Source organism: Streptomyces sp. NPDC047982 (genome assembly GCF_043204165.1).
GTDB lineage: Bacteria > Actinomycetota > Actinomycetes > Streptomycetales > Streptomycetaceae > Streptomyces.
Genome location: NZ_JBIDBS010000034.1, coordinates 1 through 20,502, shown reverse-complemented (window position 1 = coordinate 20,502; position 20,502 = coordinate 1). Strand labels below are relative to the sequence as shown.

The following is a 20,502-nucleotide window of genomic DNA, read 5'->3' as shown; positions in this document are numbered from 1 at the left end:
TCATCAGCCCTTCTCTCTGTCCTCTCCGTCCTTCTCCTCCGTCCTTTTTTCTCCCCTCGAAGGAGCCACCTTGTTACAGCCCTTGGTCGTCGGACTCGGCCGCTCAGGAGCCGGACTGCACCTCAAGGCGCTCCGGAACCTGGCACGGTCCGGGCAGATCCGGCTGGGACCGGTGATCGGCTGCGACCCGCGCCCCGATCTCGCGCGCGATCTGTCGGGTGTGGTCCTCACCACCTCACCGGAACAGGCCCTGCGCCACGTCCACGACCCGCGGACGACCGTCGCCCACCTCTGCACCCCGCCGCACGACCGGCTGCCGCTGGTGCGCGAACTGGCGGACCACGGGGTGAGGCATCTGCTGATCGAGAAACCGATCGCCACCACCCGGGACGAGCTGACCGCCCTGCTCCGGCTGCGCGAGCGAGCGGGCCTGCGCCTGATGGCCGTCACCCACTGGCTGGCCGCCGAACTCACCACACGGCTACGGCAACTGGTGACAAAACAGCCCTACGGCCCCCTGCGGCGGCTCACCATCGACCAGGACAAACCGCGCTTCACCCGGTCCCTCACCTCGGGCTCCCACCGCACCGCCCTGGAGGTGGAGATACCGCACGCTCTCGCCCTCGCCGTACACCTCTGCGGCCCGGCCCAGGTCGTACGGGCCTCCTGCACCGAACTGCGCACCGACCACGAGGCGCGCCCGTACCTCGGCGGGGCACGGGTCGAGCTGCACCACACGAACGGCGTCCGCACCCGACTGCGCTCGGACCTGACCTCGCCCGTCCGCCGCCGCAGCGCAGAACTGGAGTTCCGGGACGCGACCGTCGTCGCGCACTACCCGATCGGCGAGGACGACGACCACGCCCAGCTCCAACTCCCCGGCCGTGCGCCCCAGATCTTCCGCGACGACGCCCTCCTCGTCTTCTTCCGCGCCGCCTACCAGGACTTCGCCACGGAGGATTCCCCGGGTTCCCCGCACGGGCACTTCGCCACCACCGCGGAAGCGGCCCGTCTGGTCTGCGAGGCGAAGGCCCTGCTGTGACACACCGACCCGCCACTCCCGAGCCCTCCGGGCCGGCAGCCCCCGACTCCTCGGCCCCCGACCCCTGGGCCCGCCCTGTCCCCGAGCCTTCGGTCCGCGCGGCTCCCGAGCCTTTGGTCCGCGCGGCCCCCGGCCGCTCGGGACCGGCGGCCCGCCCGGTCCTGGCCGGTCTCTCCGACGAGGCCGCCGCGAGCCTGGACGGCCAGCTCGCCGCCGTACGGACACTCGGCTGGACCGCCGTCGAACTCCGCTCCGTCGACGGCATCCCCCTGGCAGACCTCCCCCGCGACGAGGTCCGCACCATGGCCCGGCGCCTCGCCGAGTCCGGTGTCCGAGTGGTCTGTCTCGCCTCCCGCATCGGCAACTGGGCCCGCCCCATCACCTCCGACTTCGCCCAGGACCTCGATGAACTGCGCGTCCTGGAGGAGTACGCGGACCTCCTGAACTGCTCCCGCGTCAGAGTGATGTCCTACCCCAACGACGGGCTGCCGGAGGCGGAATGGGGCCGCAGGGCCGTCGAACGGCTGCGCCGTCTCACCGACCGCGCCGCGGCGGCCGGACTCACCCTGCTCCACGAGAACTGTGCCGGCTGGGCGGGCGACGACGCGGAACGCGTCCTGCGCCTGCTGGAGGAGGTGGACAGCCCCGCCCTGCGCCTGCTCTTCGACATCGGCAACGGGGTCCCGCACGGCTACCGGGCCGCCGTACTGCTGCGCCCGCTCCTGCCGTACGTGGACCACGTACACGTCAAGGACGCCGTGCGCGACGCGGCGGGAGGGATCGCCTACACACTGCCCGGCGACGGCGAGGCCGAGGTCCGCACCTGCCTGCGGCTGCTCGCACAGGCCGGTTACGACGGCGCGTACTCCATCGAACCCCACCTCGCCGTGCGCCCCCATGAGGGCCTGTCACGGCCGGGCGAGGGCGCGGCGGACCTCTTCGTCCGGGCGGGCCGCCGCCTGGCGGAACTCCTGGACACCCCGGTGGTACGCACACCGCCGGATGACGCCCCGGTGGTGCGCACTCCGACGGGGGACGCTCCGGCGGGGGACGGCCCGACGGACCACGGCCACGGCGGAGGCACCCCATGAGCACGTTCCCTCCGCAGTCGCCCCTTCTGCACACGAGCGACCACGAACTCCTCCTGCGCCTGCTGGACCAGCCCACGGCCGGCCCTCTCGAAGGCCCCGTCGAAGGCCCCCTCGAACGCGGCACCGGCGGCGAACACCCCCTGCGCATCGCCCAGGAGCTCTACGCCCGGGCCGCCGCACCCTGCGGGCTGCGCGTCGTACGGCACGCCCCCGCCGATCCGTGCTGGCTGGAGCGTCCAGGCGTCCCCGTAGTGGTACGGGAGGCGGCCCGTGCCGACCCCGGCTTCCTCACCGCCCAGCCCAGCCTGCTGCTGCGCCTGGGGCCCCGGCTGCCGCCCGCCCGCACCGTCATGTTCAACGTGCACCTCGACACCGTGGCCGGCGTCGAACCGGTGCGCTTCGACGGCCGCCGCTTCCACGGCCGGGGGGCCGCCGACGCCAAGGGCCCCGCGGTGGCCCTGCTCGCCGGGATCCGGGCGGCGGTCGCCGCGCACCCGGCGGTCGGCCGCGACGTGGCCGTCCTCGTGCAGGCCGTGGCGGGCGAGGAGGGCGGGGCGATGGGCACCTACGGCACCCGCCCACTGATCGCCGCCGGTCACTACGGACGGATCAACGTCTTCTGCGAACCCACCGGGCTGCGCTCCGTGCCCCGCGCGACCGCCGCCATGACGGCACGCATCACCGTCGAGGGAGAGGACGCCATCGACGACCGGCCCGAGGCCGGGCACAACGCCACCGTCCTGCTCGGCCACCTCGCCCAGCACCTGGCCCACCGCCTCGACGGCGCCGTCCCCGGCACCCGTGTCTGCGTCGCCGGGCTGCACACCGGCGAACGCCACAACCGCGTCTACGGCACCGGCACCCTCCTCCTCAACCTCTCCTACGGCACCGGGGCCGACGGCGCACGGCTCGCCGCGGCCCTCACCGACGCCCTCGACTCCGCCCTGGCCGCGTTCACCCGACGGTTCGGCGCCACCGACGCGTTCGCCCGTACCGCCGAGGACGCCGCCCGGCTCGTCCGGCTGCGCTGGGACAAACGGGATCTGCCGGCCCTGCGCAACGGCGATCCGTGGGCCGAGGCACTGCTGACCGCGGCCGGAGCCCGCCCCGCGCATCCCGACGACCCCGGTTTCACCTGCGACGCGATCTGGGCGAGCGGGCTGCCCGGCACCCACACCACGGTCCTCGGCCCCGGTTGTCTGGACGCCAACCACGCACACGCGCAAGGGGAGTTCATCGACCTCGACGACCTGGAGCGCTTCGCCCGGATCGTCGCCCGCCTCCTGGGCGCCTTCGCCGAGGAGTCCGCCCGATCCGTTCCCGTCCACGCCCCCGTCCCCGCCCAGGGGAACGTTCACCCGAAAGGCAGTACCACCGCGTGATGACCACCACCGTCCGTCAGGCCGAGGCACCCTCCGTCCTCGTGGCCCACGAACGGCTGCTCGACGCCCTCACCGGCCTCTTCACCCGCCACGGTCTCCCCGCCGCCCGCGCCCGCACCGCCGCCGAGGCGCTCTGCCACGGCGAGCTGAGCGGATTTCCCTCGCACGGACTGTTCAACCTCGCCCGGCTCTACCTCCCACTGCTGGAGTCGGGACGCTGCGACCCGCGCGCCGAACCCGCCACCGTGACCGACCTCGGCGCCTGCGCCGTCGTCGACCACCGGCGCGCCCTCGGGCTGTGGGCGGCGGCCGAGGCGATGGACGACGCCGTGGCACGGGCCCGACGGCACGGCATCGGGCTCGTCGCCGTACGCGGCGGCACCCACTTCGGATGCGCCGGCTTCCACGCGGGGCGTGCCGCGGCGTCCGGAATGGTGGGCCTCGTGGCGAGCAACTGCGGAGGCCAACGACTCGTCCCGGCCCCGCGCGGGGCACTGCCGCTGCTCGGCACCAACCCCCTCGCCGTGGCCGCCCCCGCCCTCCCCGGCCACCCCTTCGTCCTCGACATGAGCACCACGGCCGTACCCACCGGACGGCTCCGCCTCGCGGCGCGGCACGAGGAACCGGTGCCGCCCGGATGGCTGGAGGACGAGCATGGCACCCCCGTCACCGACCCCGGAGCCTACGACCGGGGCGAGGCCCGGCTGCGCTGGCTCGGCGGAGACCCGGAGACCGGGGCGTACAAGGGCTTCGGCCTCGCCCTGGCCGTCGAGGTGCTCGCCGCCGGGCTCTCCGGAAGCGCCACCGGGCCCGCCCCGCAGGCCCTGACGGACGACGAGGAGGCACGCGGGAGCGACGACGGCATCGGCTTCCTGCTGCTCGCCGTCGACCCCGGACAGTTGCGCCCCGGCGAAGGCTTCGCGGACGCGATGCGGGAACTCTTCGGCACCGTCAACGCCAGCCCGCCCGCCCCGGGAAGCGACGAGGAGGTCCGCTACCCGGGCTGGAGGGAGGCCGAAGACGCGCTCCACCGACGGCGCGAGGGCGTTCCGCTGCCCGCCTGGCTCCACGAGGAACTCACCGGCCTGGGCCTGTTCGACCTCGGGCAGGCCCTGCCCGAGACCCGACGCTCCCGTTCCCGGAACGAGGGGAGCACGCGCCCGTGACGGCCACACGCGCGGCCCTCGGGGTGATCGGCCTCGGCGCCATCTCCCGCTACTACCTGGCCGCCCTGGAGCGCTCCCCGCACTGGCGGCTCGCCGCGGTCTGCGACGCCCGCCCCGAGGCACTGCGCCGGCACGGCGACGCGGTGCCCGGATGGACCGATGCCGCCGCGATGGTGCGCGAGACCTCCCTCGACGGCGTGGTGGTCGCCGTCCCGAACGACGCCCACGCCGAGGTGTGCCGGACGGCACTCACCGCGGGCGTACCGGTCTGCGTCGAGAAGCCGCTCGCCCTCACGGCTGAGCAGGGACGCGAACTCGCCGCTCTGGCCGCCGAGTCCGGCACACCGCTGCTGACCGCCTTCCACCGCCGCCACAACGACGCCTTCGCGACCCTGCGGGCCGGCGTCACGGCCGCGGGCTCGCCCGTGCGGACGGTACGGGTGCGCTACCTGGAACGCATCGAGGAGCACACCGGCGGCGAGTCCTGGTACCTGGAGCCCGAGCGGTGCGGTGGCGGCTGCGTCGCCGACAACGGGCCCAACGCCTTCGACCTCGTACGCCAACTGCTCGGCGACGTCGCACTGACGCACTCCTTCGTCGGCCGGGACGCCGCCGGGGTGGACCGCACGGCCCACCTGCGGCTGCGGGCGGCCGACGGCGCGGAGGCGGAGGTGCTGCTGGACTGGTCGTACCCGGGGGAGGCCAAGGACGTCACCGTGACCCTTGCGGACGGGCGCGCCCTCCACGCCGATCTGCTCGCCGGCCATCCGGGCTTCAAGGGTTCGCTGTGGCACGAGTACGAACGGATTCTCGTGGAGTTCGCCGGACTCCGCACCACCACGGACGGGGCCGGAACGGGTGGCGCCGGGGCCGGAACGGGTGCCGCCGGGGCCGGGACCGGGTACGGCGGCGGAGGCGGGTCCGGGTACGGCGGCGGAGGCGGGTCCGGGTACGGCGGCGGAGGGGGAACGGGTGACAGCGCAGGGGGCGGGTCCGGTGACGGCGCCGGGGGTGGCCTCGCCTGTCTCGACCTCGTCGCCGCGGCGTACGCGCGCGAGGCGGCCCGTCCGGACGCGCCACGCGTGCCTGAGCCGGCACGGTACCCGGACGTCCGGGGGGCCCGGCCATGAGGAAGACCGCCGAGGACGGCCCCAAGCGGGTGGTGCGCGCCACCCTGGTCAAGGTGCTGCTGCACAGCCGTACGGACCGGGGCATGAGCCTGCTGGAGTGGGCCGGCCGCTGCGTGCGCGCCGGGGAGGTGCACGAGCTGGTCGTGACGGACCAGTGGGACCCGGTCGCGGGGGCCAGGATCGACCGTGTCGGCTTCCTCGGCTTCGCCGAGATGGAGTGCGGCGGGGTGGTGGACCGCGGGGACATGCTGCGGATCGGGGAGATCGAGGTGGGCCCGGTGCTCGGCTTCGACGGCTGCCACTTCCCGAACCACTACAACATCCTGGTCCACAACCCCGTTCTGCTGACCGGTGCTTCGCTCGATCTTCGCCCCGAGTCCCCGGTCGTCTTCGGTGAGCAGCCGGCGGCGGGGAAGGACTGAGAGGGCCGCGAGAACAGCGACGACCGGGGGAACCGGGAGAAACGCACCGGGGCCGGTGACCGGACGAGGAGTCCGGCCACCGGCCCCGGCCTGTGACGGGCCGGACTCAGCCCAGCAGCTCGACGTCGAGGCGCCCGTAGTGGTACTCACGCACCACACGCAGCAGTTCGTCCTCGCTCAGCTGCCCGTCACCATCCGCGTCGATCTTGCTGAAGGTCTCGGCGGCCTCGTTGCGCGGCAGACCGATCCCGGCGAGCCACGCCTCGAACTCGGAGGCGTTGAGCGTTCCGTCGCCATCGCTGTCGGAGAGGGCGACGAGGGCCTTCACCACCGGCGAGAGGGCACGGTTGAACGCCGCCTCACCCTCCGTGAACAGAAGCTGCTCGGTGGCCTGCAGGAAGCCCTGCTCGGAGATGCCCTCCTGGGCGTTGCTCCCGGACTGCTCGGCGAGGTGGGTGTAGAGGGCCTCGAAGGCGTCGTGCAGCGCCCGTACCCCGGGGGAGGCCGGCGCCGCGCCGAACCCGGAGGCGATGCGGGCGGCCTCCTGCCGGAAGTCCTCCAGCTCCAGCAGGCCGTTGCCGTCGACGTCCCAGCGGGCGAAGCGCTTGCGCAGCCGGTCCTTGGCCAGGGCATTGGTCATGTCTGTACTCCTTGTTGTGTTTCTTGTTATCCGCGGTATCGCGGTGAAGGCGGTATCGCGGTGAAGAACCGGACCCCGGTCACCGGCCGCACCGGCGCAACGGGATCCGGCCGCGCACGCCGGACCGACGTGCGAGCTGGAGGCCACCGCTTGGGGGCGGGGCACGGAATCAGGAAGCTGTGTATGTGCGGGGCGGGTTCAGAGCGGGGTGACGAGCCGACCGGCCAGCGCTCCCCGGGTGTCGAACACGGGACGGCCGCAGCGGCTCAGCGCCTGGGGGTCGTAGCAGGAGTGGGGTTGCAGGAGGACGACGAGGTCGGCGGTGCCCAGAGCCTCCTCCAGGTCGGTGGACCGGGGCAGTGGGGCGTCGCCCACGTGGAAGTGCTCCACGTACGGGTCGTGGTAGCCGACCTGGATCCCGACCTCCAGCAGCCGGGAAGCGATGGCCCGGGCAGGGGTCTCGCGGGTGTCGGCCACGTCCGGTTTGTAGGTGACGCCGAGGAGCAGCACCCTCGCGCCCTCGGCCTTCACGCCGTGGCTGTCGAGCAGTTCGAGCACCCGCCCGGCGACGTGTCCGGGCATGGCATCGAGCACTTCCCGGGCGGCGGCGAGCAACCGGAAGGAGTAACCCTGCCGTTCGGCCTCGACGGCGAGATAACGCGGATCGACGGGGATGCAGTGACCGCCCACCCCCGGCCCCGGGGTGAAGCGGCCGAAACCGAAGGGCTTTGTCCCGGCACAATGCAGGACATCCCATACATCGATTCCGGCGCGGCGGCAGTAGAGCGCCACCTCGTCGATCAGGGCGATATTGACATAACGGTAGGTATTTTCCAGAAGTTTGGCCATCTCGGCCTCGCGGATCCCTTTCGCGAGGACGAGGTCCCGAATGAAACGCGAATAGAATGCGACCGCGCGTCTCGCGCATTCCGGAGTGTATCCGCCGACGATTTTCGGCGTGTTCTCCACGCCCCATTCAAGGTTTCCGGGGTCAATGCGCTGGGGGGAGTAGGCGAGATGGAAATCGCGACCCGCGACGAGCCCGCTCCCCGTTTCCAGCAGTGGTTTGACGACGCCTTCCGTGGTGCCCGGATGGCTGGTGGACTCCAGGACGACGAGGGTTCCGGGAGCGAGGGCGCGGCCTACTTCCGTGGTGGCCTTCTCGATCGCCGAGAGGTCCGGTCCGCCGTCCGAGGTGAGCCCGGTGGGCACGCAGATGACCACCGTGCGCGCGCCGCGCAGGACACCGGGATCGGCCGTGGCGCGAAAGCCGTGCTCCAGCATCCCCGCGACCTCGTCGTCCGCGACACCGCCGACGTGCGAACGACCGGAGCCGAGACCGGACACGACTCGGGAGGAGACATCGAGCCCGACGGCCCGGATCCCGGCGGAGCAGGCGGCGCGCGCGAGCGGCAGCCCGACGTGCCCGAGCCCGACGACCACCAGCTCGGCGGGCCGGCCCCCCGGCCCCGATGACGGCGTCTGCCGTGGCAGCCGCACCGAGGAGGATCCGGCCGCCCCCTGTGGCGAGTGCCCCATCAGCCGGAGAAGCTGCCGCTGCCGGGCACGGCATGGGCGCCGTGCCCCGGTCGCACGACCAGCCCGGGCGTGAGACAGAACGGGTCCCCGTGCACGGTCACCGGACGGTCGCTCCGGTTCACCAGGACATGGGAATCGGCCGGGAGTTTATGACAGCCCCGGGGATTCTCGTACGCGGTGACCGGAGAGACCTCGGTGCGGAAAACAACGACCTCACCACCGCTCGCGGGAGCGGCATGGGCCGCCGGTGCGAATACGGAAAGCGCACCCGCGGCGGCGAGTACGGTTGCGACCCCGAAGCGATGCAATTTCCAACCTCCTGTAGCGGCGCGCACGAAGAGTTCGTGGACACTGAATATTTTGGGGTCGGAGATGGTCTCAATGTCTGCCGAAGAGATATATGCACACGTATGGGTGATGGGATCCAACAGCGACATCAGCAAGGGAACGGAACCCGCTACGCTCCGCTCCTTTTGCCGCTCGGGCACGTTCGTCCCCCGGGGCGGGCCGGCCGAAGTCCGCCTACCGTTCTCGACAAGGGAGCGCCGCATCCTTGCAGTCTTTGTCTGCCACCCCTGGTGACCACCCTTCGAGTGGGGAGGAACGTCATGAATCGCCGGATCGCGTCCGTCCTGAGCGCCGCGGCGCTCGCAGTCGGAGTCCTGGGCGTCGGCGCGCCATCGGCCGGTGCCGTGCCCGGAGGCTGCTCCTACGCTTCGTCGACCTACCGCCCGACCCTGCGGCACGGCAACACGGGAGTGGGAGTGAAGCAGGCCCAGTGCCTGTCGAACGTCTGGGGCGGTGTGCCCAAGCTGGCTGTCGACGGCACCTTCGGCAGCCAGACACTCACCAAGATCAAGTGGATCCAGGGATGCCACGGCCTGGCCAAGGACGGCATCATCGGCCCCAAGACCTGGACCGTTCTCTACCATCCGGCCCTCGACTGTTACGACCCGTACCCGGGATAGACCTGGAAGTGGTACGGGAGGCACGAGTCACCGAGCACACGTCGTCACCACAGGACCTGAAAAGAGCCTTCAGAACCGCCTGACAGCCGTCGTACAATCGGCCCGGGCCGTCGGCGAGGGACTCGCGAGGGACCTGACGGGGGAGGACGCGTGCGCATAGCGATCACAACCGAGGACGGCGATTGCGGAGCACTGCGCGAACTGCGCCGCTGGCTGTCCGAGGAGCCCGAACTCCGCGGACGGATCCGCGCGCACACGCCGGGGCCCCTGCGGCCCGACACCATGGGACTGGAGACCGACGCGCTGCTCGCGCTGCTGGCACCCGGCGGCGTGGCTGCCGTCTTCGCCGGAGCGCTCGTCGCCTGGGTGCAGACCCGCCGCGGTGATCAGACCATCACCGTCACCCGGCCCGACGGGACCACGGTCACCGTCTCCACCACCCGCCTCAAAGGGCTGAACGCGGAACAGAACGCCCGGTTCGTGAGAGAGCTGACCGCTTCCCTGGACACGACCTCGAACACGCCGTCCGCTCCCGCCGGGCACCGGACCGCCGACGAGGAACCACCGGTCCCGCCCCGCCTGCCATGACACCGGAAGCCACCGGTGCGCACGGGACCACCGGACTCGCCGCGTCCGGCGCGCACGCCGTCCTGATCGGCAGTCACCGCCACGCCCCCGGTTCCGAACTGCCCGATCTGCCCGCGGTCGCCACCACGCTCGACGACCTGGAGGCCGCTCTGCGGGACGTCTGCGGACTCGGCCCCGAGCGTGTCGTCCGCGTGCCCGCCGACGCAGGCACCGAGGAGGTGATCGGCACGATCGAGCGCGTGGCACGCCGGGCGGCCGGCGCCGTGTTCCTCTACTACGTCGGACACGGACTGCTGGGCCCCGGCGACGAGCTCTACCTCGCCACGCACGCCACCCGTTCCCCTGAAGAGATCTCCCGCGCCGTGCCCTACCACACGGTGCAGGGCCTGCTGAGCGACTGCGCGGGCGGCGGCATCGTCGTACTCGACTGCTGCTACTCCGGGCGGGCCGACGTCCCCTCCGGCAGCGGTGGCCCCGCCCACGAGCCCTTCGTCTCCGCAAGGCCCGACGGCAGCCTGCTGCTCAGCGCCACCTCCCGCTACGACCTGTCGTTCGCCCCCGAGGGCCGGCGCCACACCCTGTTCAGCGGGCGGTTGCTGCGGCTGCTGACCGAGGGCGACCCGACAGGACCGTTCTGGCTGACGATGGACAGCCTCTACGCGGCCCTCGACCACGCGTTCGCGGACGGACCGATCCGGCCACGCCGCCAGAGCGAGGGCTCGCTGGGCACGCTGCTCATCGCCCGGAACCGGGCCTACCGCGAGGACGGCGGCACGGTGGACGGCGAGGGAGCCCGACGGGACGATCCGCCCGCCGACATCCCGTGCCCCTACCCCGGCACGGAGTCCTTCCGCACCGCCGACAGCCGCCACTACTTCGGACGCGACGCGCTCGCCCGACGGCTGCTCGACGCCGTGTGTACCACCGACCCGGACCGCACGTCGTCCGTGACCGTGCTCATCGGCGCCTCAGGCGTGGGGAAGTCGTCCCTGTTACGGGCCGGGCTGCTCGCCGGGCTGGAACAACGCCACCTGTCCGCGGCCGACTCGCGCGACCTGCCGTGGCCGGCGCTGCTGCTGCCGGCACCCGGAGCCCAACCTCTTTGGGCACTCGCCGAGTTGTGGGCCCGAGCGACCGGGAGAACGACGGCGGACGTGCACCGGCGGCTCGTCGGGGGCGGGCGATTACCGGAGCCGGTGCCCGGCCGTCCGTCCTGTCGACTGCTCGTGGTCGACCAGTTCGAAGAGGTCTTCACCCGTTGCCCCGACCCCGTCGAACGCGCCCGGTTCATCGAGATACTCACCCCGGCCGCCGAGGGCGAGGGCGAGGGGGAAGAGGACGCGGCGGCGACCCGCGCGGAGACGGCGGCAGAGGACTCGCAACCACGGGACACCTCCGGTCCACGCATCGTTCTGGGACTGCGCGCCGACCACTACGGCAGCTGCCTCGCGCACCCCGCGCTCGTACCGGTACTGGAACGGCGACAGCTGACGGTCCCGCCGATGAGCGACGAAGGACTGAGGGCCGCGATCGAGGGACCGGCCCGCGTCGTGGGACTGGGACTGGAACAGGGCCTGACCGAGCGGCTGCTCCAGGACCTGCGGTGGGGCCACGTACGACCCGAGGACGCCACGGCCACGGCCCACGCGGGCACGCCCGCCGCTGCGGGCAGGTCCGCCGCTGCGGGCACGTCCGCCCGTGCGGAGATGCCCGCCGCCACGGACACGTCCGCCGCCACGGACAAGCCCGCCCACGTGGAGGCTCCCGCCCTCGCGCAGGCTCCCGCCGCGCCACCTCGGGACGTGTCCGGGCCCGATCTCGACATCGCCCTGCCGTTCCTCGCGCACGCGCTGCGCGAGACCTGGCGAAGACGCAGCGGAACGACCCTGACCCTGGCCGGGTACCAGGCCACCGGCGGCATCTGGCACTCCATCAGCACGACCACCGAGCGCCTCTACCAGGACCTCGACCCGGCCGGTCGGGACGCCCTGCGCGAACTGCTGCTGCGCATGGTCCATGTGACCGTCGACGGCGGCGACACCCTCGTACGACGGAAGGTCGCCCCCGACGCCCTGCTGGACGGCTTCTCGCCGCAGCAACGGCGCATCGTCGGCATCATCCGGGACCGGCTCGCCGAGGCCCGGCTGATCACGGTCGACCAGGACGGCGCGCAACTCTCCCACGAGTCGCTGCTGCGCTCCTGGCCCCGGCTGCGGCAGTGGATCGACGAGGACCGCAGCGGCCTGATCGTGCGTCAGCGGCTCTCCGAGGCCGCGCGCGCCTGGCAGGCCGCGGGCCGCGACCCCGGCTTCCACTACCGGGGCAGCCTCCTGGAGGCCGCGCGCGGCCTGGTGCGCGAGGAACGGCTCAGGCACCGCCGACTGCCCCGGCTCGACGAGGAGTTCCTGGCCGCCAGCACCGAGGCCGACCGCGCCGAACGGGCCCGCGAAGCGCGCCGTACCCTGCGCCTGAAACAGGCCCTCGGCGCGGTCGCGATCGCCCTCGTCCTGGCCCTCGTCGGCGGCGCGCTCGCACTCCAGCAACAGGGCGTGGCGAAGGCGGAACGCAAGACCGCCACCCACCGGGCCCTGGTCGCCGAGGCCACGGCCCGGCGCGCCGCCCAGCCCCGGCTCGCCCTGAAACTCGCCATGGCCGCGCACGCGCTGAACCCCACCGCCGAGACCCGGGCGGCGGTGTCGGACACCCTCGTCCAGAGCCGCCTGGCCGGCAGCTCCGCCCACGGAGAACAAGGACCGCTGCTGAGCCCCGACGGCCGGCTACAGGTGGGGGAGGCGGACGACGACCAGTTGGTGCTGCGCCGCATCGGGGAGCGGGCCCGCAACACCCGTCTGGCGGCCTTCGCCCCCTGCGACGGATCCCCGGGCGGTTACGCCTTCGACCGCGACAGCCGGATGCTCGCGGTGACCTGTGACGACGGCGCGGTGACCCTGTGGGACACCACCACCCCCGCACGACCGCGCCGTACGGGCTCACTGGAGTCGCCGGACGTCCGGGGCAGACCGAGCGGAGCCGGTTTCAGCCCCGACGGCACGATGCTGGCCGTCGGCTGGAACGCGCCGAGGGACGTGTCGCAGACGCAGGGAGCTGTCGTCCTGTGGGACATCCGCGACCACGCCCGCCCCGTCCCGCTCACGGTGCGCAAGAACGTCTACGACAGCAGCGCGGTGTTCTTCGGCCCGGACGGCAGAACACTCGTCACCTCGACCGGGATCGTGACCGCCCGCGACGAAGCCGTCAACAGCGAGTCGATCACTCACACGTCGGGCGTGACCCTCTGGGACATCTCCCGCCCGACGGCACCGCGCCCGCTGGCCCGCATCCCGCGCGTCGACGAGGAGGTGGCCCTCAGCGGGAACGGCAGGTTCCTTGTCACCACGAACGGCCGGACGGTGCAGGTCTGGGACCTGCGCATCCCCACGAACCCCAGGAAGGTGGCGAACTGGACCGCCCACAAGGAGGGCGTGAGCGCGGTCGCGATCAGCCCCGACGGTTTCACCCTGGCCACGGGCGGCCTGGACGAGACCGTGGCGCTCTGGGACATGACGGATCCCGCGCACCCCGTCGAGTCCGCCCGGTTGAACGGCCACGCCTCCACCGTGGAGTCACTGCGCTTCTCCGGCGACGGGCACCAGATCGTGTCCACCGACTGGAACGAGATCATCGAGTGGGACGTCGACGGCGGTGCTCAGCCCCGCCCCGTCGCCACACTCGACGTCGGAGCCTCCCTCGCCTCGGTGTCCTTCACCCCGGACGGACGGGCGCTGGCCACCGCGGGTTATGACCAGGCCGTCACCCTCTACGACGTGACCTCTCCCGCACGGCCCCGGCGTACCGCCGCCGCGTCCATGCCGGGGTTCGTCACCGACCTCGCGATCAGCCGGGACGGGCGGCTGCTCGCGGCGGGCGACCGGATCGGCAACGTACGCGTCTGGGACATCCGCGACCGCACCCGCCCGCGGAAGGTCACCGAGTTCTCCCACAACACCGACCCCATCACGTCCGTGGACTTCGGCGCGGGCGGCCGGAGCGTGATCGTCAGCGGGGCGAAGACCTTCTTCTCGCCCGGATGGGCCATGGTGTGGGACATCGGCGACCGGGCACGTCCCCGCAAGCTCGGTACGCTCGCCGAAGGTCTCTCCGCCCTGGACGGCGTGCAGTTCAGCGCCGACGGGAAGCTGGTGGCGCTGCCGGGGCTGCGCACGTACCTGTGGCCTGCCGACAACTCCCGCAAAGCGGTCGAACTCACGGACAGCAACCACGCTTCGGCCTTCGCGCCCGACGGAAAGGCCCTGGTGACCGGCGGTTCGGACCGCGACATCATCCTCTGGGACATCACGGACCCGCGTCGCCCCGAGAAGACGGCGGAGGTCTCCGAGGACCGGGACACCATCAGCCGGTACGTCTACCACCCCGCCGGGAATCTGGTCGCCGGTCTCGCCCAGAGCGACGGCAGCGTCGTCTTCTGGAGCGTGGCCGACCGGACCCGCGTCCATACGGCCGTCGTGCTGAACCGCCACAGCCGGGACGTGGCCGACCTCGCGTTCCGCCCGGATGGCCGGTACGCCGCCACGGCGAGCGGGGGCGGCGACTCACTGATCATCTGGGACCTCAACCGCCTCCCCGACATCAGTGCGGACCTCTTCGGCGCTGCCTGCACCGTGGCCGAGGGCGGACTCACCGAGGACGAGTGGGAGACCTACGTGCCGGGGCAGCCCTATCAGGACACCTGCGACGGCCACCTGGCCGGTCAGGCCCTGTCGTCGAAGTAGGGTCGTCTGCCGGGCGGCGGGCTCTGCTTCACGACACTCTTCAGCGGCCCGCCCATGTCGAGTTCGCGCCTTTCCCGGCCCGACCGGGCGCCGAGCGTCCTCGGGCGCGGTGCCGACCCGCGTCGTGGATCGACGACATCAGCCGGTGGGTCTCGCCGTCGGCGGCCGGCAAGCTCCTCGAAGCCACGGCGTGCCTGTCCGGCGGAGCCGTCGCCGGTCACCGACCCATGGCTCGCCATTCGGGAGCGAGGACCGCCCAGACCTGCTTGTCGTAGCGCACGCCCTCGTACGGCCATGTCTCGCGCTGCACACCCTCCAGCGTCATGCCGAGCCGCTTGGCCACCGCTGAGCTGCGGTCGTTGTCGGCCCGGCAATGCCACTCGGCCCGGTGCAGCCCCCGTGCCGTGAACGCCCAGTCCAACAACGCGGTGCACGCCCGTGTGATCAGACCCTGGCCCTCGGCGGACGGCTCCAGCCAGCAACCGATCTCGCACGAGCCGGCAGCGGCATCGAAATCGGTGAACATCACACCGCCGACCAGCACTCCATCCCGCCGGATGCCGAACAGACGGGCTCCGTCGCCGGCCTGGCGTTCGGCATACCGCTTGAGCGTGGCCCGCGCCCCGTCCACGTCATCGGTGACGAACGCGGCCCCGACCCACGGGCGAATGTGCTCGCGGGCCCGATCCAAATGATCGGCGAACTCCTCGGCATGCCAGGTCTCCAGCGGGCCAAGACGGGCACCGTCGCCCAGCGGCAGCGAGAACATGAGAGCCTCCCATTTACATAACAAGCGTTATGGCAATGTACCGTGGCAGCATGCCACGCACCAAGGGAGATCACGAGGCCCGCCGACGCGACGTCTCCGAAGCGGTCTGGCAGGTCATGGCCGCACGCGGCTTCGCCGGCCTGACCCTGCGCGCCGTCGCCGTGGAGCTCGGCGCGACCACCGGCCTGCTCACGCACTACTTCCCCACCAAGCGGGCCTTGGTCGAGCACGCCCTCGACCTGCTCGAACGGCGCACCCTCTCCCGCCCCCGCCGCCCTGCGGGCAAAGGTCTGGCCGCCGTCAGGGACGCACTGCTGGACATCCTGCCGCTGACCCCCGAGGCCACCGACAGCAACCGGATCTGGGTCTGTTCCTGGGACGCCGCGCTCTGCGAGCCCGCGCTGAGCACCGACTACGCCCGCAAGTACGCCCAAAGCCGCGAAAGGCTGACCGAGCGGGTGACCGCAGCCCAGGAGCTCGGCGAACTGCCCCCGGGCAACGCGGCACACATCGCGGCCGGTGCTCAGTCCTTCGTTCTCGGCCTGGTGGTCCAGGCCCTGTTCGACCCGGCGGCCTTCCCGCCGCAGCGGCAGGCCGAGCTTCTGGACGACTACCTGGCCACCCTGACCGCGCGCCGCACCGAAATCCAGCGATGATCACTCGGCACGGCTCCGAAGGCGGGCTCTGAGGTCGGATCAGGGTTCTTCTCTCCAGGACCACGGGGCCGGGCCGCCGGCATGGGGGAGCGCACCACGAACGCGTCCGGGCCGAACGGGATGCGGGCTCCCACGAGCCGGCGGGGGCGCACTCCCGCGCCACGGCACGCACCGCCCACGGGGGCGGCCGCACGCGCGGCAACGAGAACGGTCGTGGCCGGGTGCTGAGAACGGCGACGCGGTGCCGGTGCTGCGTCGGGCGACCGCCGTCCCGTGCCCGTGGTCAGCGGTGGCGCAGCGCGGCGAGTGTCGCGGCGAGATCGGTCGAGCGGGGGCGGTTGTACGGCAGCTTGGCCAGCAGGACGGCCATACCGCAGGTGTTGGTGAGTGCGGAGAAGACGAGGCCGCCCGCGACGCCGGCCGAGAGGATCTGGAAGGCCGGGTGCACCAGCAGGCCGAGGAGCAGGCCCAGAAGCACCACCGTCCCCGCGGTGAACCGCACTTGGCGCTCCATGCTCCAGCGGGCGCGGGTGTCACAGGCGACGGGCCGCTCCAGGTCGTGTCCCGCGGCCGCCCACGCACTGGTGCCGCCGGTGAGGGTGGCCGCCGGGATGCCCTGCTCGGCAAGGAGTTCGCAGGCGCTTTCCGAACGGGCGCCGGAGGCGCACACCACAAGCACGTCGCCGCGCTCGGTCGCACGCCGGATTTCGGGCAGCGCGCGCCGGATCTGGTCCAGGGGGATGTTCAGCGCCTCGGGCAGGTGGCCGGAGACGTACTCGCCGGGGGTGCGCACGTCGATGACGGTGAGTTCGTGCAGCCGGGCGCGGGCCTGGTCGGCGTCGAGAGCGATGGGGGTGTTCATGGCAGAGGTGATCCTTGATGGTCGCCGCCGCCCCGAACCGGGGCGTGCGGGAGGGGTATTTTTCCGAGTGGTCATGGAAGGTGAGCTTGAGAGGGTGGTGCACCCCTGAGGGCGTGGCGGAATCCGGCTCGGGCGGTCATCACACCACCGCGTCCACCAGCATCAAGCCGGCCACGGCCAGCAGGACGAGGGCGAACACTCGCTGAAGGGCGTGTCCGGACAGCTTCGCCGACAGGCGCCTGCCGTCCCAGGCGCCCAGGATCGCCGCGCCGGTGAACGGTGCTATGACGGCCCACTCCAGTCCGTCGGCCGTACCGGCGCGCATCGCCAGGGCTGCCAGGGAGTTGACGGTGATGACGAGCAGGCTGGTGCCCACGGCCGCACGCATCCGCATGCCGAGGACGTTCACCAGCGCGGGGACGGCGAGGAAGCCGCCGCCCACGCCGAGGACCCCGGTGACCGCGCCCAGTCCGGCGCCGGCGGCCGCTGCCCGGCCCGGCCGTACCGGGGTGGTGCCTTCCGGGGACGCGCGGGGTTTGAGCATGCGTCCCGCGGCGGCGGCCGCGATCACGGCGAACGCCGTGGTCAGGACGGCATCCGGAAGGCGTCCGGCGAGTGCGCCGCCCAGCATGGCCGGCCCGATACCGGCCGCCGCGAAGAGCAGCCCCGTGCGCCAGCGGACGTGTCCGTCGCGGGCGTGGGCGGACAGGGCGGTGGCGGAGGTGACGGCGACGATGACCAGGCTGGCCGTGGTGGCCGCGAGGGGGGTGAAGCCGAGCAGGTAGATCAGGGCGGGGACGGCCAGGACGCTGCCGCCGCCCCCGAGGGCCCCGAGTGCCAGACCGATGACGGCCCCGGAGGCCAGGGCGATGATCACCGCGCTCACACCACGGCCCCGTTCCCGCCCCGCGCGTCCACGACCGGCAGCCCCTCCTCGGCCCATTCCCGCATGCCGCCCGTGACGTCGACGGCCTCGACGCCGCCGGCCCGCAGCAGTTCGGCGGCCCGCCGGGAGCGATGGCCCGACCGGCAGATCACGACGACCGGTCGTGACCGCGCCTCGGCGGGCAGCACGGCATCGGCGATCAGCGTCGCGAGGGGCAGATGTATGGCACCGGGGGCGTGGCCGGCCTGCCACTCGTGGGATTCGCGTACGTCGAGCAGCACGGCGGTCGTGGTGATTCCGGCCGCTCGCGCGTGCCCGGTGCGGGCGGCGGCCTCCCGCGCGGTCACCCGCTCCGGGCCGCACCGGTCGCGTCCGAAGAGGCTCATCGTGGTACTCGCTCCTGTTCGTTCTCTGGGCTTCGTTCTCGGGGCTTCGTTCTCCGCGCGCGGTGATCGTTCCGGGTGCGGTGATCCGCGACGCCGTCGTCAGCGCGTGCGGATCGTGAGCCCGGCCTGTTCGGCCGCGTCGAAGGGGTCGTCGACGGCGACGACGTCACGGCCCGCGGCGTCGAGCAGGGAGGCGGCGATGGCGGCGCGCATGCCGCCGGCGCAGTGGACCCACACCTGTCCCGCGGGGATCTCGTCGAGGCGGCGGGGCAGGAGGTGGACGGGGATGTGGACCGAGCCCGCCACGTGGCCCGCCGCCCGCTCGGAATTCCGGCGGACGTCCAGTACGACGATGCCGTCCCCGGGGTGCTCCGCGAGATCGGCGAACGTGGCCCGCGGGAAGGAGGCGAGGGCCTCGCCCTGCCGCACCCAGCGCGACGGTTCTCCGGTGGCCGCGGCGGACGGGCGGTCGATGCCGACCCGTACCAGTTCGCGCTGGGCGGTGGCGAGCTGCTCGGTGGACTCGGCGAGCAGGGTCACCGGCTTGCCCCACGGGATCAGCCAGGCCAGGTAGGTGGCGAGCTGTCCCTCGGCCTCGAAGTTGAACGAGCCGGCGACATGACCTTCGGCGAACGCGACCCGGTGGCGCAGGTCCACCACCCACTCACCCGCGGCGAGCCGGGCGGCGATCTCGTCGGCGTCCGCCAGGGAGGGCGGGGTCAGGTCGACCGGGTCGGGCCCCGCGGCGTTGGCCGGACCCATGTGGGCGTAGTAGGCGGGGATGTCGTCCAGGCCGGCCAGCAGATCGGCGACGAAGGTGTCCACGTCACGGGTGAGTGCCTCGTTCGACGCCTTCTCCCTGCCGATCGTGGTGGACTCGCCCGTCGCCTGCCTGGACGAGCAGAAGCTGCCGAAGCCGTGCGTGGGCAGCACCGCCGCGTCGTCCGGCAGCTCCTCGGCCAGGCGGTGCGCGGAGGCGTGCTGCGCCCGGGCGAGGTGTTCCGTCAGCCGCGGTTCGACCAGGTCGGGCCGGCCCACGGTGCCGATCAGCAGCGAGCCGCCGGTGAACACCATGACGGCCTTGCCGTCCTCCTCGAGCACGTAGGAGGTGTGGTGCGGGGTGTGGCCGGGCGTCGCCAGCGCGCGCAGCGCCAGGCCGGCCTCGGCGTCGATCTCGCGACGGTCGCCGTCGTGCACGGGCACGCGGTCGTAGGAGACACGGGCCCCCGCGGGGACGAGGTAGGCGGCGCCGGTGAGCCGGGCCAGCTCCAGGCCGCCGGTGACGTAGTCGTTGTGGAGGTGCGTCTCGACGACGTGGGAAATCCGCACCCCGCGCCGTGCGGCCGCCGCGATCACCTGGTCGATGTCGCGGGGCGGGTCGACCACCACGGCCGTCCGCCCGCCGCCCGCCAGGTAGCTGCGGTTGCCGAGCCCGGCCACCTCGATCGTGTCGACGAAGAACATGGGCGCTCCTTCCAGTGATTGCATTTACCCCCTGGGGTATATCTCGACCCTAGCACAATACCCCTAGGGGTATCTTTCGGGTGGGGGAGAGCCCTGTGCGCGTGGGGGGAACGTGCGTGTACCCGGCGCGGGGGCGCGCGACCGGCGCCCACGGGTGCCCGGACGTACGGACGCGGCCGCGCGTGCTTCGGCCTGCAGGAGGGCGCGGGCGTGGGGGAGGAACGCCTGGCCGTCGATGGTGAGGCCGACGCCGCGCCCCGTGCGGTCGAACAGCCGCACCCCGAGGTCATGTTCGAGCGTGGCGATGCGCCTGGAGACCGCCTGCTGGCACATGCCCGCGATCGCGATGAGCGACCACGGGAACATGTTCGGGGCCCATGAGTTCGCCCAGGTCGCGAAGGACTTCGAGAACGTCAAGCCGATCATCGGGATCGAGGCGTACGTGGCGCCCTCGTCCCGGTTCGCGCGGAAGCGGGAGTTCTGGGGGCGGGGAGGACGCCGCGCCGCGGGCGACGACGGCGAGGGCTCCAAAGACGTGTCCGGCGGCGGCCGTTTCACGCACATGACCATGTGGGCGAAGACCGCGCAGGGCCTGCGGAACCTGTTCTGGCTCAGTACGCAGGCCAGCTACCGGGTCTAATCGCAGTGCACCGGGCTTTAGTCCGGTGGTGAAGCGATTCTGAGAAGTGCTCTGACTCGCGCGGTGCGCATGGGTCTGCCG

18 protein-coding genes and 2 pseudogenes are annotated in these 20,502 nt (G+C 72.5%); 11 read left to right on the top strand and 9 right to left on the bottom strand.

The annotated features are described in order from the left end of the window. Positions 1-70: 70 nt before the first annotated feature. Genes ACGF2V_RS29555 through ACGF2V_RS29530 form a run of 6 tightly spaced genes read left to right on the top strand, consistent with a single transcriptional unit; the run spans position 71 to position 6,233 of the window. Positions 71-1,042 (top strand): Gfo/Idh/MocA family oxidoreductase, encoded by a 972-nt coding sequence (locus ACGF2V_RS29555; protein WP_362628146.1) that lies wholly within the window; start codon positions 71-73, stop codon positions 1,040-1,042. Then, complete coding sequence (locus ACGF2V_RS29550; RefSeq protein ID WP_362628144.1) at positions 1,039-2,133, top strand: TIM barrel protein; 1,095 nt, start codon at positions 1,039-1,041, stop codon at positions 2,131-2,133. Before ACGF2V_RS29555 ends, ACGF2V_RS29550 begins: the two co-directional genes overlap by 4 nt. Then, entirely contained in the window at positions 2,130-3,515 is a 1,386-nt protein-coding gene (locus tag ACGF2V_RS29545; RefSeq protein ID WP_362628141.1) for a M20/M25/M40 family metallo-hydrolase, read from the top strand. The genes ACGF2V_RS29550 and ACGF2V_RS29545 overlap by 4 nt, the downstream gene beginning before the upstream one ends. Continuing rightward, entirely contained in the window at positions 3,515-4,681 is a 1,167-nt protein-coding gene (locus ACGF2V_RS29540) for an Ldh family oxidoreductase (protein WP_362628138.1), read from the top strand. Before ACGF2V_RS29545 ends, ACGF2V_RS29540 begins: the two co-directional genes overlap by 1 nt. Beyond that, a complete protein-coding gene (locus tag ACGF2V_RS29535; protein ID WP_362710692.1) occupies positions 4,678-5,811 on the top strand; it encodes a Gfo/Idh/MocA family oxidoreductase in 1,134 nt (377 codons plus the stop codon). The genes ACGF2V_RS29540 and ACGF2V_RS29535 overlap by 4 nt, the downstream gene beginning before the upstream one ends. After that, positions 5,808-6,233, top strand: coding sequence for a DUF6917 domain-containing protein (locus ACGF2V_RS29530; RefSeq protein ID WP_362628133.1), 426 nt, complete (start codon positions 5,808-5,810; stop codon positions 6,231-6,233). Before ACGF2V_RS29535 ends, ACGF2V_RS29530 begins: the two co-directional genes overlap by 4 nt. 106 nt (positions 6,234-6,339) lie before the next feature. Here the strand turns inward: ACGF2V_RS29530 and ACGF2V_RS29525 are convergent, their stop codons facing one another. The 3 genes from ACGF2V_RS29525 to ACGF2V_RS29515 form a co-directional block, all read right to left on the bottom strand. Beyond that, positions 6,340-6,873 carry an EF-hand domain-containing protein gene (locus tag ACGF2V_RS29525; protein WP_362628130.1) on the bottom strand — a complete coding sequence of 178 codons (534 nt, stop codon included), beginning with the start codon at positions 6,871-6,873 and terminating at the stop codon, positions 6,340-6,342. A 198-nt stretch (positions 6,874-7,071) separates the two neighbouring features. Continuing rightward, complete coding sequence (locus ACGF2V_RS29520) at positions 7,072-8,412, bottom strand: nucleotide sugar dehydrogenase (protein WP_362710689.1); 1,341 nt, start codon at positions 8,410-8,412, stop codon at positions 7,072-7,074. After that, the gene (locus ACGF2V_RS29515) at positions 8,412-8,855 is read right to left on the bottom strand and encodes a hypothetical protein (RefSeq protein WP_362710686.1); all 444 of its coding nucleotides are present in this window, start codon (positions 8,853-8,855) and stop codon (positions 8,412-8,414) included. The genes ACGF2V_RS29520 and ACGF2V_RS29515 overlap by 1 nt, the downstream gene beginning before the upstream one ends. A gap of 165 nt (positions 8,856-9,020) precedes the next feature. Between ACGF2V_RS29515 and ACGF2V_RS29510 the strand changes: the two genes are divergently transcribed. The 3 genes from ACGF2V_RS29510 (at position 9,021) to ACGF2V_RS29500 (ending at position 14,758) form a co-directional block, all read left to right on the top strand. Then, the gene (locus ACGF2V_RS29510) at positions 9,021-9,380 is read left to right on the top strand and encodes a peptidoglycan-binding domain-containing protein (RefSeq protein WP_362628120.1); all 360 of its coding nucleotides are present in this window, start codon (positions 9,021-9,023) and stop codon (positions 9,378-9,380) included. Positions 9,381-9,530: 150 nt separating this feature from the next. Then, positions 9,531-9,968, top strand: coding sequence for a hypothetical protein (locus ACGF2V_RS29505; RefSeq protein WP_362628118.1), 438 nt, complete (start codon positions 9,531-9,533; stop codon positions 9,966-9,968). Beyond that, the gene (locus tag ACGF2V_RS29500) at positions 9,965-14,758 is read left to right on the top strand and encodes a caspase family protein (protein WP_362710683.1); all 4,794 of its coding nucleotides are present in this window, start codon (positions 9,965-9,967) and stop codon (positions 14,756-14,758) included. The genes ACGF2V_RS29505 and ACGF2V_RS29500 overlap by 4 nt, the downstream gene beginning before the upstream one ends. A 217-nt stretch (positions 14,759-14,975) precedes the next feature. Here ACGF2V_RS29500 and ACGF2V_RS29495 read toward each other — a convergent pair whose 3' ends face one another. Then, positions 14,976-15,527, bottom strand: coding sequence for a GNAT family protein (locus ACGF2V_RS29495; RefSeq protein ID WP_362628112.1), 552 nt, complete (start codon positions 15,525-15,527; stop codon positions 14,976-14,978). Positions 15,528-15,577: 50 nt separating this feature from the next. On the opposite strand from ACGF2V_RS29495, the gene ACGF2V_RS29490 reads away from it, so the two are divergent. Beyond that, entirely contained in the window at positions 15,578-16,183 is a 606-nt protein-coding gene (locus ACGF2V_RS29490) for a TetR/AcrR family transcriptional regulator (protein WP_362628109.1), read from the top strand. Between the two features lie 283 nt (positions 16,184-16,466). On the opposite strand, the gene ACGF2V_RS29485 is transcribed toward ACGF2V_RS29490, so the two are convergent. The 5 genes and pseudogenes from ACGF2V_RS29485 to ACGF2V_RS29465 all read right to left on the bottom strand — a co-directional run. Further along, positions 16,467-17,045 carry a rhodanese-like domain-containing protein gene (locus ACGF2V_RS29485; RefSeq protein ID WP_362628107.1) on the bottom strand — a complete coding sequence of 193 codons (579 nt, stop codon included), beginning with the start codon at positions 17,043-17,045 and terminating at the stop codon, positions 16,467-16,469. A 139-nt stretch (positions 17,046-17,184) separates the two neighbouring features. Further along, positions 17,185-17,931: a sulfite exporter TauE/SafE family protein gene (locus ACGF2V_RS29480; protein WP_362628104.1), complete on the bottom strand. Its 747-nt coding sequence runs from the start codon at positions 17,929-17,931 to the stop codon at positions 17,185-17,187. Continuing rightward, on the bottom strand, positions 17,928-18,317 hold the full coding sequence (locus ACGF2V_RS29475) for a rhodanese-like domain-containing protein (protein WP_362628101.1): 390 nt from the start codon (positions 18,315-18,317) through the stop codon (positions 17,928-17,930). The genes ACGF2V_RS29480 and ACGF2V_RS29475 overlap by 4 nt, the downstream gene beginning before the upstream one ends. A gap of 99 nt (positions 18,318-18,416) precedes the next feature. Then, positions 18,417-19,781 carry an MBL fold metallo-hydrolase gene (locus tag ACGF2V_RS29470; protein ID WP_362628098.1) on the bottom strand — a complete coding sequence of 455 codons (1,365 nt, stop codon included), beginning with the start codon at positions 19,779-19,781 and terminating at the stop codon, positions 18,417-18,419. 141 nt (positions 19,782-19,922) lie between these two features. Beyond that, positions 19,923-20,147: pseudogene (locus ACGF2V_RS29465) on the bottom strand (LysR family transcriptional regulator); the annotation flags it as partial. On the opposite strand from ACGF2V_RS29465, the pseudogene ACGF2V_RS29460 reads away from it, so the two are divergent. Next, positions 20,101-20,412, top strand: a pseudogene (locus ACGF2V_RS29460) (PHP domain-containing protein); the annotation flags it as partial. The pseudogenes ACGF2V_RS29465 and ACGF2V_RS29460 overlap by 47 nt on opposite strands. Positions 20,413-20,502: the final 90 nt, after the last annotated feature.

Excerpts from the sequence above, each read along its gene's own strand:
- ACGF2V_RS29545 (WP_362628141.1), top strand. The coding sequence starts at position 2,130 with ATGAGCACGTTCCCTCCGCAGTCGCCCCTTCTGCACACGAGCGACCAC.
- ACGF2V_RS29540 (WP_362628138.1), top strand. The coding sequence starts at position 3,515 with ATGACCACCACCGTCCGTCAGGCCGAGGCACCCTCCGTCCTCGTGGCC.
- ACGF2V_RS29530 (WP_362628133.1), top strand. The coding sequence starts at position 5,808 with ATGAGGAAGACCGCCGAGGACGGCCCCAAGCGGGTGGTGCGCGCCACC.
- ACGF2V_RS29525 (WP_362628130.1), bottom strand. The coding sequence starts at position 6,873 with ATGACCAATGCCCTGGCCAAGGACCGGCTGCGCAAGCGCTTCGCCCGC.
- ACGF2V_RS29520 (WP_362710689.1), bottom strand. The coding sequence starts at position 8,412 with ATGGGGCACTCGCCACAGGGGGCGGCCGGATCCTCCTCGGTGCGGCTG.
- ACGF2V_RS29510 (WP_362628120.1), top strand. The coding sequence starts at position 9,021 with ATGAATCGCCGGATCGCGTCCGTCCTGAGCGCCGCGGCGCTCGCAGTC.
- ACGF2V_RS29500 (WP_362710683.1), top strand. The coding sequence starts at position 9,965 with ATGACACCGGAAGCCACCGGTGCGCACGGGACCACCGGACTCGCCGCG.
- ACGF2V_RS29495 (WP_362628112.1), bottom strand. The coding sequence starts at position 15,527 with ATGTTCTCGCTGCCGCTGGGCGACGGTGCCCGTCTTGGCCCGCTGGAG.
- ACGF2V_RS29490 (WP_362628109.1), top strand. The coding sequence starts at position 15,578 with ATGCCACGCACCAAGGGAGATCACGAGGCCCGCCGACGCGACGTCTCC.
- ACGF2V_RS29485 (WP_362628107.1), bottom strand. The coding sequence starts at position 17,045 with ATGAACACCCCCATCGCTCTCGACGCCGACCAGGCCCGCGCCCGGCTG.
- ACGF2V_RS29475 (WP_362628101.1), bottom strand. The coding sequence starts at position 18,317 with ATGAGCCTCTTCGGACGCGACCGGTGCGGCCCGGAGCGGGTGACCGCG.
- ACGF2V_RS29470 (WP_362628098.1), bottom strand. The coding sequence starts at position 19,781 with ATGTTCTTCGTCGACACGATCGAGGTGGCCGGGCTCGGCAACCGCAGC.